The organism is Clostridium puniceum, assembly GCF_002006345.1.
Taxonomy (GTDB): Bacteria; Bacillota; Clostridia; order Clostridiales; family Clostridiaceae; genus Clostridium; species Clostridium puniceum.
In genome coordinates this window covers 47,831-64,516 of record NZ_LZZM01000163.1, presented here as the reverse complement: position 1 = coordinate 64,516, position 16,686 = coordinate 47,831, and the positions used below count along the sequence as shown (strand labels likewise).

The 16,686-nt window shown below is 28.5% G+C and carries 15 protein-coding genes and 1 riboswitch; of the genes, 13 read left to right on the top strand and 2 right to left on the bottom strand.

Annotation, left to right across the window (positions count from 1 at the left end):
* Positions 1-92 precede the first annotated feature (92 nt).
* Both CLPUN_RS12975 and CLPUN_RS12970 read right to left on the bottom strand, forming a co-directional pair.
* A complete protein-coding gene (locus tag CLPUN_RS12975; protein WP_077847694.1) occupies positions 93-473 on the bottom strand; it encodes a DUF4363 family protein in 381 nt (126 codons plus the stop codon).
* Positions 473-1,171: a DUF421 domain-containing protein gene (locus CLPUN_RS12970; RefSeq protein WP_077847693.1), complete on the bottom strand. Its 699-nt coding sequence runs from the start codon at positions 1,169-1,171 to the stop codon at positions 473-475. Before CLPUN_RS12970 ends, CLPUN_RS12975 begins: the two co-directional genes overlap by 1 nt.
* Positions 1,172-1,423: 252 nt before the next feature.
* Between CLPUN_RS12970 and CLPUN_RS12965 the strand changes: the two genes are divergently transcribed.
* From CLPUN_RS12965 to chvE, 13 genes are all read left to right on the top strand, one after another.
* Entirely contained in the window at positions 1,424-3,085 is a 1,662-nt protein-coding gene (locus tag CLPUN_RS12965) for a nucleoside kinase (RefSeq protein ID WP_077847692.1), read from the top strand.
* 752 nt (positions 3,086-3,837) lie between these two features.
* The gene (locus CLPUN_RS12960) at positions 3,838-4,860 is read left to right on the top strand and encodes a molybdopterin-binding protein (protein WP_077847691.1); all 1,023 of its coding nucleotides are present in this window, start codon (positions 3,838-3,840) and stop codon (positions 4,858-4,860) included.
* Positions 4,861-5,050: 190 nt separating this feature from the next.
* Complete coding sequence (locus CLPUN_RS12955; RefSeq protein ID WP_077847690.1) at positions 5,051-5,542, top strand: MogA/MoaB family molybdenum cofactor biosynthesis protein; 492 nt, start codon at positions 5,051-5,053, stop codon at positions 5,540-5,542.
* A gap of 267 nt (positions 5,543-5,809) precedes the next feature.
* A complete protein-coding gene (moaA, locus tag CLPUN_RS12950; RefSeq protein WP_077847689.1) occupies positions 5,810-6,769 on the top strand; it encodes a GTP 3',8-cyclase MoaA in 960 nt (319 codons plus the stop codon).
* 5 nt (positions 6,770-6,774) lie between these two features.
* Entirely contained in the window at positions 6,775-7,254 is a 480-nt protein-coding gene (moaC, locus tag CLPUN_RS12945) for a cyclic pyranopterin monophosphate synthase MoaC (protein ID WP_077847688.1), read from the top strand.
* On the top strand, positions 7,254-7,685 hold the full coding sequence (locus tag CLPUN_RS12940) for an MOSC domain-containing protein (protein WP_077847687.1): 432 nt from the start codon (positions 7,254-7,256) through the stop codon (positions 7,683-7,685). Before moaC ends, CLPUN_RS12940 begins: the two co-directional genes overlap by 1 nt.
* 123 nt (positions 7,686-7,808) lie before the next feature.
* Positions 7,809-8,198 (top strand): bacteriohemerythrin, encoded by a 390-nt coding sequence (locus CLPUN_RS12935; protein WP_077847686.1) that lies wholly within the window; start codon positions 7,809-7,811, stop codon positions 8,196-8,198.
* Positions 8,199-8,553: 355 nt separating this feature from the next.
* Positions 8,554-10,335 carry a methyl-accepting chemotaxis protein gene (locus CLPUN_RS12930; RefSeq protein WP_077847685.1) on the top strand — a complete coding sequence of 594 codons (1,782 nt, stop codon included), beginning with the start codon at positions 8,554-8,556 and terminating at the stop codon, positions 10,333-10,335.
* Positions 10,336-10,561: 226 nt separating this feature from the next.
* Positions 10,562-10,708 (top strand): hypothetical protein, encoded by a 147-nt coding sequence (locus tag CLPUN_RS28065; protein WP_198944329.1) that lies wholly within the window; start codon positions 10,562-10,564, stop codon positions 10,706-10,708.
* Positions 10,709-11,096: 388 nt separating this feature from the next.
* Positions 11,097-12,344, top strand: a complete 1,248-nt coding sequence (locus tag CLPUN_RS12925) for an MFS transporter (protein WP_077847684.1) — start codon at positions 11,097-11,099, stop codon at positions 12,342-12,344.
* Positions 12,322-14,217, top strand: a complete 1,896-nt coding sequence (abc-f, locus tag CLPUN_RS12920) for a ribosomal protection-like ABC-F family protein (RefSeq protein WP_077847683.1) — start codon at positions 12,322-12,324, stop codon at positions 14,215-14,217. Before CLPUN_RS12925 ends, abc-f begins: the two co-directional genes overlap by 23 nt.
* 92 nt (positions 14,218-14,309) lie before the next feature.
* A riboswitch (FMN riboswitch) is annotated at positions 14,310-14,426 on the top strand.
* Positions 14,427-14,585: 159 nt separating this feature from the next.
* Positions 14,586-15,170, top strand: a complete 585-nt coding sequence (locus CLPUN_RS12915; protein WP_077847682.1) for an ECF transporter S component — start codon at positions 14,586-14,588, stop codon at positions 15,168-15,170.
* A gap of 411 nt (positions 15,171-15,581) precedes the next feature.
* On the top strand, positions 15,582-16,661 hold the full coding sequence (gene chvE, locus CLPUN_RS12910; protein ID WP_077847681.1) for a multiple monosaccharide ABC transporter substrate-binding protein: 1,080 nt from the start codon (positions 15,582-15,584) through the stop codon (positions 16,659-16,661).
* The last annotated feature ends 25 nt before the right edge of the window (positions 16,662-16,686 follow it).

Below are 16,686 nucleotides of genomic sequence, written 5' to 3'. Positions count from 1 at the left end.
ATATTAGAGTGATTGGATAAGACAACCAACTAAATTATGAACTTTCTTAATTAGAACTTATATATGTAAATTAAATTTAACATTATTTATTACTAAAGTATGTTTTCTAAATTTGGTAATTGTAATTTCTTTATATGATTAGTATTATGCTTTAATAAATGCAATGAAGTATGTGCTTCTGTTTCATCTTCATAAATTAAATAGGTAGATAATTTTACTGCTTCATTTAATAAATTATCAAATTCTTGATGACTGAGATATATGGAAGTTACAAAATTTTTTTCTTGAATGGAGTTTAATAAAATAAGAGATTCATTGTACCCAGCTTTAAAGTCACCACTTGTTATTTTTAGTTCTATACTTTCAGTTTGAGTTTTGATATGATCACATAAATTAATTACAGAATTATTTAACATATAAACACATAACATTGTAAAAAAAAAGAGAAGTATTGATAAAAAAGCGTTTCTCATTATTTATCCTCCTTTTCATATTTATCAAAAAGTTGAAACTTAAAATTACCTTCAGTATCATATGAAGCTATTAATACATGCTTTATTGAGGGTATATTATATTTTTTTAGTAAATTAAGAATCCATTTTTCATCTTTATCAATTGAAGTTAGTGAATTTTTGTTTATTTTACCATCAGAGATTAAAACTTTTGGTAATTTAACATCAGATTTTTTTGAAGAATTATTAGAATCAGAAGATTTCTTAGTTGAATTATAATCTACAGGCAGGATAGACATTTGTCCGTCATTTTCAAGAATGGCATATTGAATTTCTTCTAGATTAAAATAATTCGCAAGCCTCAATTCTTCTAATAATTCATCAATATTTAACTGTTGTTTTTTTAAAGTTGAATAATTAATTTTTCCCTTATGTATTAATATACAGGGTTCTCCATCTACAAACCTTCTTGTACATTGAAATTTTAATCCTATTTGAGTTAAAACTGTCTTTAAAAATAATAAAGTTATTATTGGAATAATTCCTTGCAATAAGGGTAATCTAGTATCCTGCATAGGCAAAGATGCTAAATCAGAAATCATAATTGTTATTACAAATTCATAAGGTTGAAGCTCACCTATTTGTCTTTTCCCCATTAATCTCATCGTTAAAACAACTAATAAGTATAAAATTGCAGTTCTAATAGCTACTACAAACATAAAAAACCACCTCTAAAAATTAATATTTGCAAAAAAGAAAATTAATATTCAAAGAAAAATAGTTTTATCATTTTTAGTAAAAATGTATATAATATACTTAGAGTGATAATTTTATAAAAGCAGTAATAATTAAGGTAAATATTATAATAAATAAACTGGAGCAGAAAATTTTATAAAAATGCATGTAGATATATTTTTAGTATCAAACAACTTAAAGTTGATAACTAAATTGAGAGGAAGGTTTTAAATTATATGAAAAATGGTGGATATGTGCTAAAAAATAATACTATTAGAGCTAAAAAAGGAATAACATTTTATAATTTAATTCTTGAAAACTATGAGAATAAAGACAAAGTTAGAGATGTTGCTATATGCAAACTTAATGGGAAATATTATGAGTTAACTGAAGTAATTAAAGAAGATGGAGATATAGAATTAATAGGCTTTGGCACAGAGTTTGGAATAAAAATTTATACTAGAACACTGCAATTTATTTTTATTAAAGTAGCTTTAGAATTATTTCCACAAGCTAAAATAACAATAGAACATGCTATAAGTAAAGCTGTATATGGAGAAGTTCATAAAGAAATTCCTTTAAATGAAGATGATATTGCTAAAATAAAAATAAGAATGCAGGAAATAATAAATAAGGATATTCCAATAAATAGTATTATAACTTCAAAAGAAGAGGCGATAGAAATTTTTAAGGGATATGAAATGGATGATAAAATAAAGCTTCTAAAATATTATAATATAAAAAATGTACATCTATACGAGCTTGAAGGAAGATATGATTATTTTTATGGACCAATGGCGTATTCTACTGGCGTAATAAGAACGTTTAATGTGTTCAATTATGAATCAGGATTTATATTGCAAAGACCCTTAAGAAAAAAATTATATGAATTACCTAAATTTAGAGAACAAAAAAGCTTGACTAAGATATTTATAGAAACGCAGAGATGGTTGACTATATTAGGAATAGAAGATGTTGGAACGTTAAATGAAAAAGTAGTTAATAATGAATTAAGAAATGTGATCATGGTATCAGAAGGACTACATGAAAAGAAGATAACGAATATTGCGGATACAATTTTTGAAAAAAAAGATGTGAAAATTATACTTATTGCAGGTCCATCTTCTTCTGGAAAGACTACTTTTGCTAACAGATTAAGCATACAGCTTAGGGTAAATGGACTGATACCGATTCCATTATCTCTAGATAATTATTTTGTTAATAGAATAGACACGCCCAAGGATGAAAATGGTGATTATGATTATGAATCAATTGATGCTTTAGATTTAAAGCTACTAAACGAGAATTTGGAAAAATTAATGACTGACCAAGAAGTAGAAATTCCAATTTATAATTTTAAAACTGGTGAAAAGGAATGGAACGACTATAAAGTTAAATTACCTGAAAATGGAGTATTAATACTTGAAGGAATTCACGGATTAAATCCAAAGTTAATTTCGAATGAATTAAATAAAAATGTATTTAAAATATATATATCAGCATTAACTCAATTAAACATAGATAATCATAATAGGATTTCGACTACAGATGTGAGGAAAGTAAGAAGGATAGTTAGAGATTCTTTGTCAAGAGGATATGGAGCGGAAGATACTTTGAAAATGTGGAAATCTATAAAAAATGGAGAAAAGAACAATATATTTGTGTATCAGGAGCAGGCAGAGGTTGTTTTTAATTCTACATTGGTTTATGAACTTGGAGTATTGAAACCATATGCTTTAAAAGAATTAAATAAAATAACAGAGGAGAGTCCAGTATATTCTGAAGCTATAAGATTAAAAGCTTTTTTAAGCTTTTTTAAAACAATTGATATTGAGGAAGTGCCAAAGAATTCTTTATTAAGAGAATTTATTGGAGGCTCATCTTTTTATGAATATTAGAGTTACAATGAATAATTTATAATTTTAAATATGATTTTCAATGGTATACCTTATCTACTACTTATTACAGGGATTGGAAAGTGTTATTTACAGGTCAAGTAAATGCAGATGGAAGTGTAATATTTCATAATGGAAAAAGAAATTGATGCTAAATCAGAGTAAGAAGACTTAGGTAGAACTAGTGATTTATTAAAAGAAAAAGTTGAAAGATATATTAAATTTAGAAGATGTTTTCCTCAAGTAAATGTAGAAGATAATATGTATGTATTGAAAATCGCTATGATGACTAAGAGCTTAGATATTCACTTAAAATGACGCTTATTAAAATATATGATTTACATCAGTTTTAATGAGCGTTATTTTATTCACATGCTTTATATTGAATTATAATGAAATGCAATTATCTGAATAACTTTAATTTGTTCTAAAAACTTGTTAGTAGTAGAGTACAACATTAATAAATCATCAAGATCGAGTTGTTCAAATGGTATATGCTTTAAAACAAAATTAATTGATAAATAGTTTTAATTAAATATTGATTGTATAAAAGTAAATAAGTTATAATTGATTTTATGACAAGGACCTTTCATTTAAGTGTTATTTTTATTTGTAATAATAAAAATATAACAAGAGATTAGAGAGGATTTTTTTTGTACAAAAAAACGTTCCAAACCTTGATATATATAAAGGAAATCAAAAAAGAATTAGTGTAAATAACTTTACACGAACGTTGACAGTTAGGAGGTAGCAAAATGAAGTCTGTTCCAGTTGAAGAAGCACTAGGTATGGTATTATGTCATGACTTAACAAAAATTGTTCCAGGAGAGTTTAAAGGTGTTGCCTTTAAAAAAGGTCACATAATAACAGAGGAAGATATATCTAAAATGTTAGATATGGGGAAAAAAAATATTTATGTTTGGGAAATGCAAGAAGGAATACTCCATGAAAATGAGGCTGGAGAAAGGATGGCAAGAGTGGCAATGGGGAAGGAAATTCTTCTTAGTGAACCATTGGAAGGTAAAGTAAGTTTATTGGCTAACTGTAAAGGCTTATTAAAGGTGAATTATACTGCTTTGGAAAAGATTAATGTATTAGATGAAGCAATGATTGCTACATTGCATACGGACATTGTAGTAGAAAAGGGAACTGTCGTTGCAGGAACAAGGATAATACCTCTTTTTATTGATGAATTTAAGATTGAAGAAATTGAAAGGATTTGCAAAGATGAAGGTCCTATTATTTGGGTAGAACCATTAAAAACTATGAAAGTTGGAATAATTACAACTGGCAGTGAAGTGTATACAGGTAGAATAACAGATAAGTTCGGACCTGTTATTAGAAATAAAATTTTTGAAATTGGTAGTAAAGTTATAAAGCAAATTCTTGTTTCTGATAATGTAAGCATGATTGCGGATGCAGTAAATGATTTGTTGGAAATTGGAGCAGAAATGATTATTGTTACTGGTGGAATGTCAGTAGATCCTGATGATGTTACACCAGCTGGAATAAGGGAAGCAGGGGCAGATATTATATCTTATGGAGCACCAGTGCTTCCAGGATCAATGTTTTTAATTGCATATAAGAATCATATACCTGTTCTAGGACTTCCAGGATGTGTAATGTATAACAAAATAACAGTATTTGATCTTATCCTTCCAAGAATTATAGCAGGAGAAAAGATAAAAAGAGAAGATATTACAAAGCTTGGGCATGGAGGCTTGTGTTTTAATTGTAAAGTATGTAGTTTTCCAGCTTGTAGTTTTGGTAAATGTTAATAATAGATATTCAAATGAAGTGAAAATAAAGAAAAGTATTGAAGATATACTTGGAAATAGCTTAGAAGGCCTGAGGTGATAAAATATAAAAAGAGATATTTATATTTTTTAGGTATATTAAAATATAGCAGTAAGTATATTATTAGTATTTTCACATTATAAGAAAGATAAATGAAAGGACGTGATAAAGGTGATAAAAACGGCAATATTAACTATAAGTGATAAGGGGTCTAGAGGTGAACGAGTTGATATAACAGGTCCTAAAATAAGACATCAAATAGAAGAGAAGGGGTATAACATAAATTTTTATAAAATTATTCCTGACGAAAGGGAAGAAATAGAAAAAGAATTAATTTACTTGTGTGATGAACTTGGAGTTAATTTGATTTTAACTAATGGAGGAACTGGATTTTCAAAAAGAGATGTTACTCCTGAGGCAACTAAAAATGTAATAGAGAAATATGTACCAGGTATTGGAGAGGCTATGAGAATGCAATCGCTGTCTATTACACCTAAGGCAATGCTTTCAAGAGGAATTTCAGGAATTCGTGGAAATACTTTAATAGTTAATCTTCCAGGCAGTCCAAAGGGAGCTGTGGAAAATCTTCAATTCATATTACCATCAATTCCACATGGTATTGCAATACTTACAGGAGAAGCTATTGAGTGTGCAAAAAGTTAATTATCTGCTTTGTGTATATTTTGAAGATAATTCTTTAATCTAATATTTTAGGTTGCAATTTAAATTTCGAATAATTAAGTATTAAGAAATTGGAAAGGAAAAGAGAATGTTCTAAAAGTGATAATCTCAATTTCATATTTGGAAACATGAACTTTATTGAGCTTTTACATTTTATGCTTCGAACTTTCTCATTGGAATTTTCATTATTAAATGTTAATGTAATTACATATTTATAGTATAAATAACTCAATTTGAGGAGGCGGTTTTATGATAGATAAGCAAGGCAGAAATATTAATTATTTAAGAGTATCAGTAACTGACAGATGTAATTTAAGATGTATTTATTGTATGCCAGAAGAAGGCATAGAAAGTTTGCAACATGATGATATTCTGCGTTTTGAAGATATTTTAAAAATTGTAAAAGCAGCTGCCTCACTTGGTATTAATAAGGTAAGGTACACAGGTGGAGAACCCTTAGTAATGAAAGATATAAATAAATTAATATATGAAACATATAAGCTCTCGAGAATAGATGATATTGCAATAACTACAAATGGAATTTTGCTATCTGATATGGCAGTGGATTTAAAAAATGCTGGACTTAAAAGAGTTAACATAAGCCTTGATACGTTAAATAAAGATAAATTTAGGAATATTACGAGAAGAGGTAATCTGGATGATGTATTAAACAGTATTGAAAAATGCTTAACCCTTGATTTAAAACCTGTAAAAATAAACACAGTTTTAATGAGAGGTATTAATGATACAGAATTTATAGATTTCTTAAATTTAACTAAGGAAATACCAGTAGAAATAAGGTTTATTGAAATTATGCCAATAGGAGAAAGTATTAAGTTATATGAAGAAAGTAAAGTAAATTTTTCAGACATTCTAAAGCAGCATACTGAATTAATTCCAATCGAGACTACAACAAAGAGTACCGCACAATTATATAAGCTTCAGGGAGCAAAAGGTAAAATTGGCTTTATTAGTCCAATAAGCTGCCAATTTTGTGGTGATTGCAATAGAATAAGGCTTACATCTATCGGAACAATTAAACCATGTCTTCATTCAAAGGAAGAAATAAATATTAGAAAATATTTGAATAGTGAAGAACTGCTTACAATTAAATTAAAGTCAGCAATTTTTAATAAACCGCATGAGCATCATATTAAAGAAGAAGGTGCTAGTAGAAGTCTTAAGATGATGTATCAGATAGGAGGCTAAAAATAATGGAACTTACACACATAAATGAAGAAGGACGTGCAAAAATGGTTGATGTATCTGAAAAGGTTGATACAGTACGGGAAGCTGTAGCTGTTGGATATGTCTCTATGAAAAGAGAAACCCTTGAAAAAATAAAAGAAGGCACTATTTCAAAAGGTGATGTACTATCAATAGCACAGGTAGGAGGGATAATGGGAGCTAAAAACACCCCACAAATAATACCAATGTGTCATCCTATAATGATATCTGGCTGTGACATAAACTTTAAAATAGACTTCGAAAATAATAGAGTCGAAATAATTGCAACTACGAAGACTGTAGGAAAGACTGGAATTGAAATGGAATCTATTACCGCAGTATCAACTGCAGCCTTAACTATTTACGATATGTGTAAAGCAATAGATAGGGAAATAGTTATAAATAATATTATGCTTGTAAAAAAAAGCGGAGGAAAATCAGGTATATTTGAAAGGAATGAATTGTAATGAGTAAAGTTATTGCAATAAATATTAGTAAGGAAAAAGGTGTTATAAAAAATCCAATAGAAAAAGGTTTTTTTAAAATTAATCATGGACTTTATGGAGATGCTCATGCAGGAAATTGGCATAGGCAAGTAAGCTTGCTTGGAATTGAGAGTATAAAAAAAATGAAGGCAATTGGAATTGATTTTATAACTACAGGACAATTTGCTGAAAATATCACAACAGAAGGATTAATCTTATATGAACTTTCAGTGGGAACAAAACTTAAAATTGGAGAGGTTCTATTTGAAGTGACACAGATTGGAAAGGAGTGTCATAAAGGTTGTAAAATTAAAGATTTGGTAGGGGAATGCGTAATGCCGAAGGAAGGAATATTTACTAAGGTATTGAAAGAGGGGTATATTAAAACTGGAGATGAGATTGTAGTAGTTTAAATAAGAACTTTTATATATTTATAAAATGGAAAAATAAATCATAGTGACTTTATCTGAAAAAGATGATATATTGAAATTAATTAAGAAGAAATTAAGATTAGAGGCAAGGAGAAGGTATTATTTATGTATGAAATGAAAGAAGAATATAAAATTGGAGTACCTCATATTGATGAACAACACGGGAAGCTTTTTGAATTAACAGATAAAGCATATATGCTGTTAAAAAATGATTTGTCTATTGATAAGTATGATAAAATAGTAGAATTATTAGCAGAATTAAAAGAATATACTATTTTTCATTTTAAATCAGAAGAAGAGTATATGGAAAGTATAAACTATAAACGACTTTTCACTCAAAAGATAGAGCATGAAAATTTTATTAAGGTTCTTGAAAATATGGATTATAATACTGTTGATGCAGAACAAGATGAAAGTTTAGTGAAGATATTAAATTTTTTAAATGATTGGTTAGTAGAACATATATTAAAAACAGACAAGCTTATAGTAGAATAAAAGTTATCTAAGTAGATAGAGGGTAAGACAGCGTCTTACTCTTTTAACTTTTTTAACAATTATAATAAAATGAAATTATGTGTTTTATGTATAAAAATAATGCTCTACTTAAGTCAAAAGTATTTGAGTTGCTAATGGACTTTAAAATTAGAAATATGGAATGGGCAGTGAATGTAAAAAGAATTTTTACATTCGTATTTAATACTTAAGAAAGAAATTCATAATATTACAAATAATACTTAAAATATTGTAAACGTTTCAAAAAAGTAGTATAATTAAATCAAAAAATGTAATAAATTCAAGTAAGGTAAAAGTATATGAGCAGAAAAATAAGAAATTAATGAGGTGGTTTCATATGTTGAATAATTTAAAAGTAAGAACAAAGCTCTTGTTATTAATTTTGCTAATATTTATTGCGATTACAGGAATTGCAGTTGTTAATATTCAGAAACAAAGTGAAGCAAATCGAATTTCATTAGAGGTATTAGAAAAAACTATTCGTGAAGATTATGATGAGTATATTAAAAGCCAAGTAAGCAATGTAATTACATTAATTGATGGTATTAATAAAAAATATAAAGATGGAGAATATACCCTAGAAGAGGCAAAAAAACTTTCATCAGATTTGGTGCGTGGCTTAAGATACAAAGATGGTGGATACTTTTGGATTGACACAACAGATGGACAAAATGTGGTTTTGTTAGGTAATAAAACAGAAGGGACAAACCGTTTAAATTCAAAAGATGTTAATGGATATGAAATGATAAAAGATATTATTAAAAATGGAATGAAAGAAGGTGGTGGATATACAGAGTATTGGTTCCCTAAAGAAGGTGCAACAGAAGCTTCACCCAAGAGAGCATATAGTAAATCTTATGAGCCTTTTGGATGGGTAATTGGAACTGGTAATTACATAGATAACATTGATAAGATTATAGCAGAACAAAGTGCTATAACAACACAAAATTTTAATAAGAACAAAATATTAATGTTTTCTATTTTAACTATAGACCTTATTTTAGCTGTTGCAGCTACATTTGTGGTAGCGCAAGAAATTATGAAAGGCTTAAATATTTCAATAGATCATATGAAGATTATTGCAACAGGAGATTTTTCAATAAAGTTACCTGAAAAATATATTAATAGAAAAGATGATTTTGGTGATCTGGCAAAATCTATGGAAACTATGAAATCATCCATTAAAATTTTAGTCGAAAAAATACAAATTGAATCTCAAGCTTTATACACAATTACTGATGATGTTGATAAAAATATTTTTGGATTAGATAAAGATATTCAGCGTATTTCTGATACAACAGAGGAATTAGCAGCAAGTATGGAGGAGACAGCAGCTTCTTCAGAAGAATTATCAGCAAGTTCTCATGAGATTGAAATGGCAGTTAGGACTATTGCTCAAAAGTCACAAGAAGGATCAGAAACAGCAGCAAAAATAAGTGATAGAGCTATCCTTACTAAAGAAAAAGTTATGGAGGCGAAAGAAAAGACAAATAATATAATTATTGAAGTAGGAAAGCGATTAGAAAAAGCTTTAGAAGATGCAAAAGTAGTTGAGAATATTGGAGTTTTATCAGAGTCAATTATGAATATTACAGGTCAAACCAATTTACTTGCATTAAATGCAGCTATTGAAGCAGCACGTGCAGGAGAAGCGGGCAAAGGATTTTCAGTTGTAGCAGATGAAATTAGAAAACTTGCAGAACAATCTAAAGAGAATATTCTTCAAATACAATCAGTAACTAGTGAAGTTATGACAGCAGTTGAAAATCTTTCAGATAGTTCAAGTAACCTACTAAACTTTGTATCTAAAGAAGTAACTTCAGATTATGAAGTGTTTATGGAGGTAGGAAATAAATACAGTGAAGACTCAGAATATGTAGATGGTTTAATGACTGATTTTAGTGCAACAACCGAGGAACTTTTATCATCTATACACAGTATGACAGAGATAATTTTGGAAGTTGCAAATGCTTCCAGTGAAGGTGCGAGAGATACAGTAGAAAATGCTGAAAGTGCTATAAACATAAAGAATCAATCTATGGAAGTATCAAAATTGATTAAGAAGTCAACAGAAAGCACTATGAATCTAGAAAGAGAAGTTAAAAGATTTATTGTATAAGAAAATATAAAGAAAAGAGAGTGTCACAAAATGATTAAATTTTAATCAGGAGGAGATGGTTCTTTTTGTTAAAACAAAAAAATTGCTTTTTAAATATAATGAATCAAAATTCCTTATATGGATTAGCTTCAGCTAAAAGGGATCACTATTATAAGAGAAAATTATATTGACAATTAGCAATACTTTAGATAAAATCATAGTAATTATTTAAAAAGGAGGGTAGATTATGGCTAATATAGTTGGTACTGTTAGAGTTACTTGCAATAAGATTTTAGAATCTAGTAGTTCTTATGCAAAAAATGGAATGTCAGCTTTTAACGGGAGGAGTGCGTCCATTTTTAGAATAAGTACTGATTATAGTATAAATCCATGATTCTACATCTTTCGGTTAGTTGAATTCAATATATGAATTCATATTACTAATATGTTAAGATTTTTTAGGACTCAAGGTTTTGTGCTTTGAGTCCTTTTATTGTGTACTTATTTAATATGAATGTTTGTTTTGTCTTAATACTAGATGACCTTAAGGTTACATTGTGCCCCTTGAGGTTATAAGTTCAACTAAATTTAGATGGAATATAAAATTTCATTTAAAAAGTTTTACTTGGTGTTATGACTTAAAACTTCAGGAGACACTCTCTTCTATAAGCCTTTTATTGTTAGCTTTATTAATAATTTTGTATTAATAAAGAAGATTAACAAGGGGCTTATTTTTATTTGCAAAAAACTATAATGATTATATTAATTGGAGGCAATAAAACATGAGTATCAATAATAAATTAAAACGAAATATATCAGTCAGTTATATATATAATTTTCTATTACAATTAAATATTACTTCAGCTATATGGGTTTTATATCTAGCCTTTAGAGGTATGTCCTTAGTTGAAATAGGACTTTTAGAATCTATTTATCATATAACAGGAGTTCTTTTTGAATTACCTACAGGTGTTATTGCAGATGTGTATGGAAAAAAGTTTAGTGTAATCACAGGAAGAATTGTAAGTATAGTTTCTTGTATTCTTATGATAATATCAGATAGCTTTTTAGGTTTTGCAATTGCTTTTAGTTTAAGTTCTGCGTCTATGAATTTAAACTCTGGAGCAGCTGAAGCATTAGTTTATGATAGTTTAAAAGAATTGGGTGAAGAGGAAAAGTACAAAAAAATATGGGGAAATTTAGCTTTTGCTATGTCTGTTGCACAAGGTATGGCTGTCTTGCTAGGAGGAATATTAGCAGATATAAAATTTTTATATGCGTATATATTAGGAACTATTATACAAATAGGAGCACTAATAGCAGCTTATAGTTTTAGTGAACCACCTATCCAGAAAGATAAAGAGAAAAATGAAAATCAGGAAAAGCAAAAAGGAAACTTAATAGTGAATCAATTAGTAACAAGTATAAAAGTGCTTAAGGTAAGGAGATTGGTATTGTATTTAATACTTTTTTCTTCTTTGGTAGCAAGTCTTCAAACTACTGTATTTTTCTATAGTCAGCAGTATTTTTCAGATATGAGTTACTCAAAGACTGAAATTGCTATAATATGTGCATTGAGTAGTCTTATCGAAGCAATAAGCTCAAAGTATGCATATAGAATTGAAAAACTATTGAAATTGAATGGAACCTTAATAAGTATAGCAGTAGTAAATATACTTTCTCTAATTGGACTAGCGTTTATCAAGAATTTATCTATAGCATTCTTTCTTGTAACATCAATTACTGGAGGATTGGCATTTACAATATTCAGTGATTATATAAATTCAAGGATACCATCAGAGTATCGGGCAACGATATTGTCCTTTGACAGTTTATGTTTCAGTGCATTTATGATAGGTGTATTCCCTTTGTTTGGTATGCTGGCAGAAAAAATAGGTTTTTCAATAACATTTGGAATTATAGCGTTGTTATATATTCCAGCAATGATGTTCTTGATGTTGAAACTCAAAAAACACAAAAATAAAGAAAATGTTGGAGGAATTAAAAATGATAGAATTAGCTTTAAATAAATTACAAAAGTATTATGGATCAGCTAAGGTCTTAGATGATATTACCTTTGAGGTGCAAACAGGTGAAAAAGTTGGGATTGTAGGGAGTAATGGATGTGGAAAAAGTACACTTCTAAAAATAATTATAGGTAGTGAAAGCTATGAAAGTGGTACTTTGTCTTTTAAAAAAGGAGCAAACTTAGGATATCTTGAACAAATGCCAATTTATGCAGATGATTTAAAAGTCATTGATGTATTAAATTTAGCCTTTGAAAATATTGATAATGTCTATAAGGAATTAGAAATATTAGAAAAACAGCTTTCAAATGTTGATGAAGCGAATATGGATGGGGTATTAAATAAGTATTCAAAGGTACAAGTCCTTTATGAGAGTTTAGGAGGTTATGAAAAAGAGGAGAAGTTAAGTAAAGTTTGTACTGGGCTTAGGATTAATGATAGTTTTAAGGAAAAGTTATTCTCACAATTAAGTGGTGGAGAAAAAACTACAATAATTCTTGGGAAAATACTACTTCAAAATCCAGATATATTATTATTAGATGAGCCTTCTAATCATTTAGATTTAGATGCTATGGAATGGCTTGAAGCATATCTTAAAGATTACAAAGGAGTAGTAATAATAGTATCCCATGATAGATATTTTTTAGATAATGTAGTTAAAAAGATAGTAGAAATAGAGGATATGGTATCAAAAAGTTATTATGGTAACTATACAGCTTTTGTAGACGAGAAGGAAAGACAGCTTAACCTTCAAATGGATGCATTTTTAGATCAACAGAAAAAAATTAAAGAGATGGAAAAGTCTATTGCTCAGCTGAGAGACTGGGGGCAAAGAGGAGATAATGGTAAGTTTTTTAGAAGAGCTGCAAGCATGCAGAAACTTTTAGATAAGATTAAGAGAATAGATAAACCTGTAGAAGAAAGAGATAGTATTATTATAAATTCAGTTACGGGGAATAGATCTGGAGATAATGTAGTTGTAATCAAGGATTTATGTAAAAGTTATGGTGAAAAAGTTCTATTAGATAAAGCTGAATTATTAATAAGAAATGGAGAAAGTGTGGCACTGCTAGGAGCAAATGGATGTGGGAAATCAACCTTGATTAAAATTTTACTTGGAATTAATGAGGCAGATGATGGAACTGCACATTTAGGTAGTTCTATAAAGCTTGGATATTTACCACAAAATATAGTCTTTCAAGACGATAGTGAAACTATATTAGAATGTTTTAGAGAAGACGTCGTAATAACTGATGGAAAGGCAAGAGAATACCTTGCAAGATATATGTTCTTTGGTGAACAGGTATTCAAAGAAGTTGGAACTCTTTCAGGTGGCGAACGAAGCAGATTAAAGCTAGCCATGCTAATGTATAGTGAGGTGAATTTCTTGATTTTAGATGAACCAACAAATCATTTAGATATTGATTCAAGAGAGGAATTAGAGGACTTCTTAAAAGAATTTAAAGGTACGCTTATGTTTGTATCTCATGATAGATATTTTATAAATAATATAGCAAACAGAGTTGTAGAAATGTCAGAAGGATCATTAATTTCTTATGATGGTAATTATGAATATTATAAAGAAAAGTCAGCCAAGATAAAAAGCTCAAAATTAGTTATAGAAGCTAAAACTAAAGATAAGATAGCAAAGCCTCAAAAAGAAAAAACATCTAAAACGACAAAAAGTAGTAACAACGAGTTTAAGAGATTAAAATTAGAAAGACAAATAGAAGAATTTGAGGAAAGGCTGAAGAATATAGAACAGGAAATTATTAAGTTTTCTTCTGATTATGAAAAGCTAAATACTTTATATAATAAAAAACTAGAAATACAAAAAGATCTAGATGTATTAATGGAGGAATATTTCAAATTGTAAAGAATTTTAGAACTTGTTTACTAGAGCTGTTTAGAAAATATTAAAAATATATTGCAAAGTTTAGAATTAAATTATATAATTAAGAAAATATAATATATCTTCAGGGCAGGGCGTAAATCCCTACCGGCGGTATAGCCCGCGAGCTTTAATAGAGTTGATTCGGTGTAATTCCGAAGCCGACAGTATAGTCTGGATGAAAGAAGGTAACCTATTAGGAATTAAGTTTTTCTTTATTCTTATTTATTGGATTATGTGCCCTGATGTTTTTGCATCAGGGCTTTTTGATTTATGTTATTAGATAAATAAGGGAAGAAAAAATTAAATTAACTAATAAGCTACACCAGGAGATAACTTTTGGGAGGCAAAAAATGAATAATAATACTAATAAAATGGTTAAAATTTCTTTATTATCAGCATTAGCACTTATACTTATGTATATTGATTTTCCAATAATACCACTTTTTCCATGGCTTAAGATTGACTTAAGTGATGTTCCAGCATTAATGGCTGCATTTGGATTTGGTCCTCTAGCGGGAGTACTTATAGAATTAATTAAAAATATAGTGATAGTATTAATAAAAGGAACGCAAACAGGTTTAATTGGAGAAGTTGCAAACTTTTTGGTTGGAGTATCACTAATATTACCAGCAGGGCTTGTATATCATAAAAAGAAAAGCAAAAAAACTGCAATTTTAGGAATGATTTTAGGTGCAGTTTGTATGGAAGTAGTAGGTATTATAGCGAATGTTTATTTCTTATTACCAGCTTATGGAATGCAAATGTCACCAGCAGAATCAATCAAATATATAACTTTAGGATTGTTGCCTTTCAATGGAATAAAGGCTTTTATAGTATCAGTAGTAACATATATAGTATATAAAAAAGTATCAGTTTCAATTTTTAAAGCAGAACCAAACTTTGGTAGCCCTGAAAATAGAACAAAAACTATATAATAGGTTAAAATACAGCTGTTTCAAAATGATTTAATTATTTTGAAACAGTCTTTTATTTTGTTCGAAATAAATATTTGAAATAAAAAAACAAAAACGAAAGAAAATATTCAAATTCGCAGCAAGAAAATAAAATTAATTAAGCAGTTAAGTTTATAAAAAGTATATGCATAAACAGTATTGACAGCCAATTTTAAACGTGATAATATTTAAATATGAAAACGAAAACAAAAGAACACAATAAAACAAAAATAAACATTATATGAGAGGGGTTAAGTTAAAATAGAATTAATATGAAAGCAAAAAAATTTGTATGGAATCATTCTAAGTGCCATGTAAACGTTAACTTTGCATATGCTTATATTAAATTATTTAAATGTTATTGATAAAAATGAAAAGGATGTGTGTAATTTTATGAAGATTAAAAAATTGCTATCTGTATCAATACTCGCAGTTACATTATTTACAATGTCTTTCTCTCTTGTTTCCTGCAAAGCTACAAATAATGAAAAGCTTATTGGTGTATCAATGCCTACAAAATCATCACAACGTTGGATTCAAGATGGTGATAACATGAAAAAATTACTTGAGGAAAAGGGGTACACAGTGGATTTACAATATGGAGAAGACATGATTGATAATCAAGTTGCTCAAGTAGAAAATATGCTTTCTAAAGGGGCAAAAGTAATAGTAATAGCATGTATTGATGGTGATTCACTAACTGATGTACTAAAAAAAGCGGGAGATGTTGGAGTAAAAGTTATAGCCTATGATAGATTAATTAAGAATTCAGAAAATGTGAGTTATTATGCGACTTTTGATAATTTTAAAGTTGGAGTTCAACAAGCAACATCAATTGTTGAAGGATTAAATTTAGAACATAAAGACGGTCCTTTTAATATTGAAATATTTGGAGGTTCTCCAGATGATAGTAATTCATATTATTTTTATGATGGGGCAATGTCTATACTGAAGCCATATATAGATAAAGGTAAATTAGTAGTAAATAGTGGACAAGTAACAATGGATAAAGTTGCAACTTTGCGTTGGGATGGAGCTACAGCTCAAGCAAGGATGGATAATATATTAACTGCAAATTATGCTGATAAAAATTTAGATGCTATTTTATCTCCATATGATGGTATTTCAATAGGTGTTATTTCATCAATAAAAGGTGTTGGATATGGAAGCGGAGATAAGAAGATGCCTGTAGTTTCAGGGCAAGATGCTGAACTTTCTTCAATTAAGTCAATAATTGCAGGAGAGCAATATTCAACAATATTTAAAGATACAAGAACCCTTGCAGAAAAATGTGTAAAGATGGTTGATGCTATATTTAAAGGGTCTGAACCGGAAATAAATGATACAAAAACATATGATAATGGTAAAAAAGTTGTGCCATCATATTTATGTACTCCGTTAGTAGTAAACAAAGAAAACTATAAAGAAGTTCTGATTGATTCAAAGTACTATACAGAAAAAGACTTAAAGTAATATATAAGTAATAATAAAAGCATGG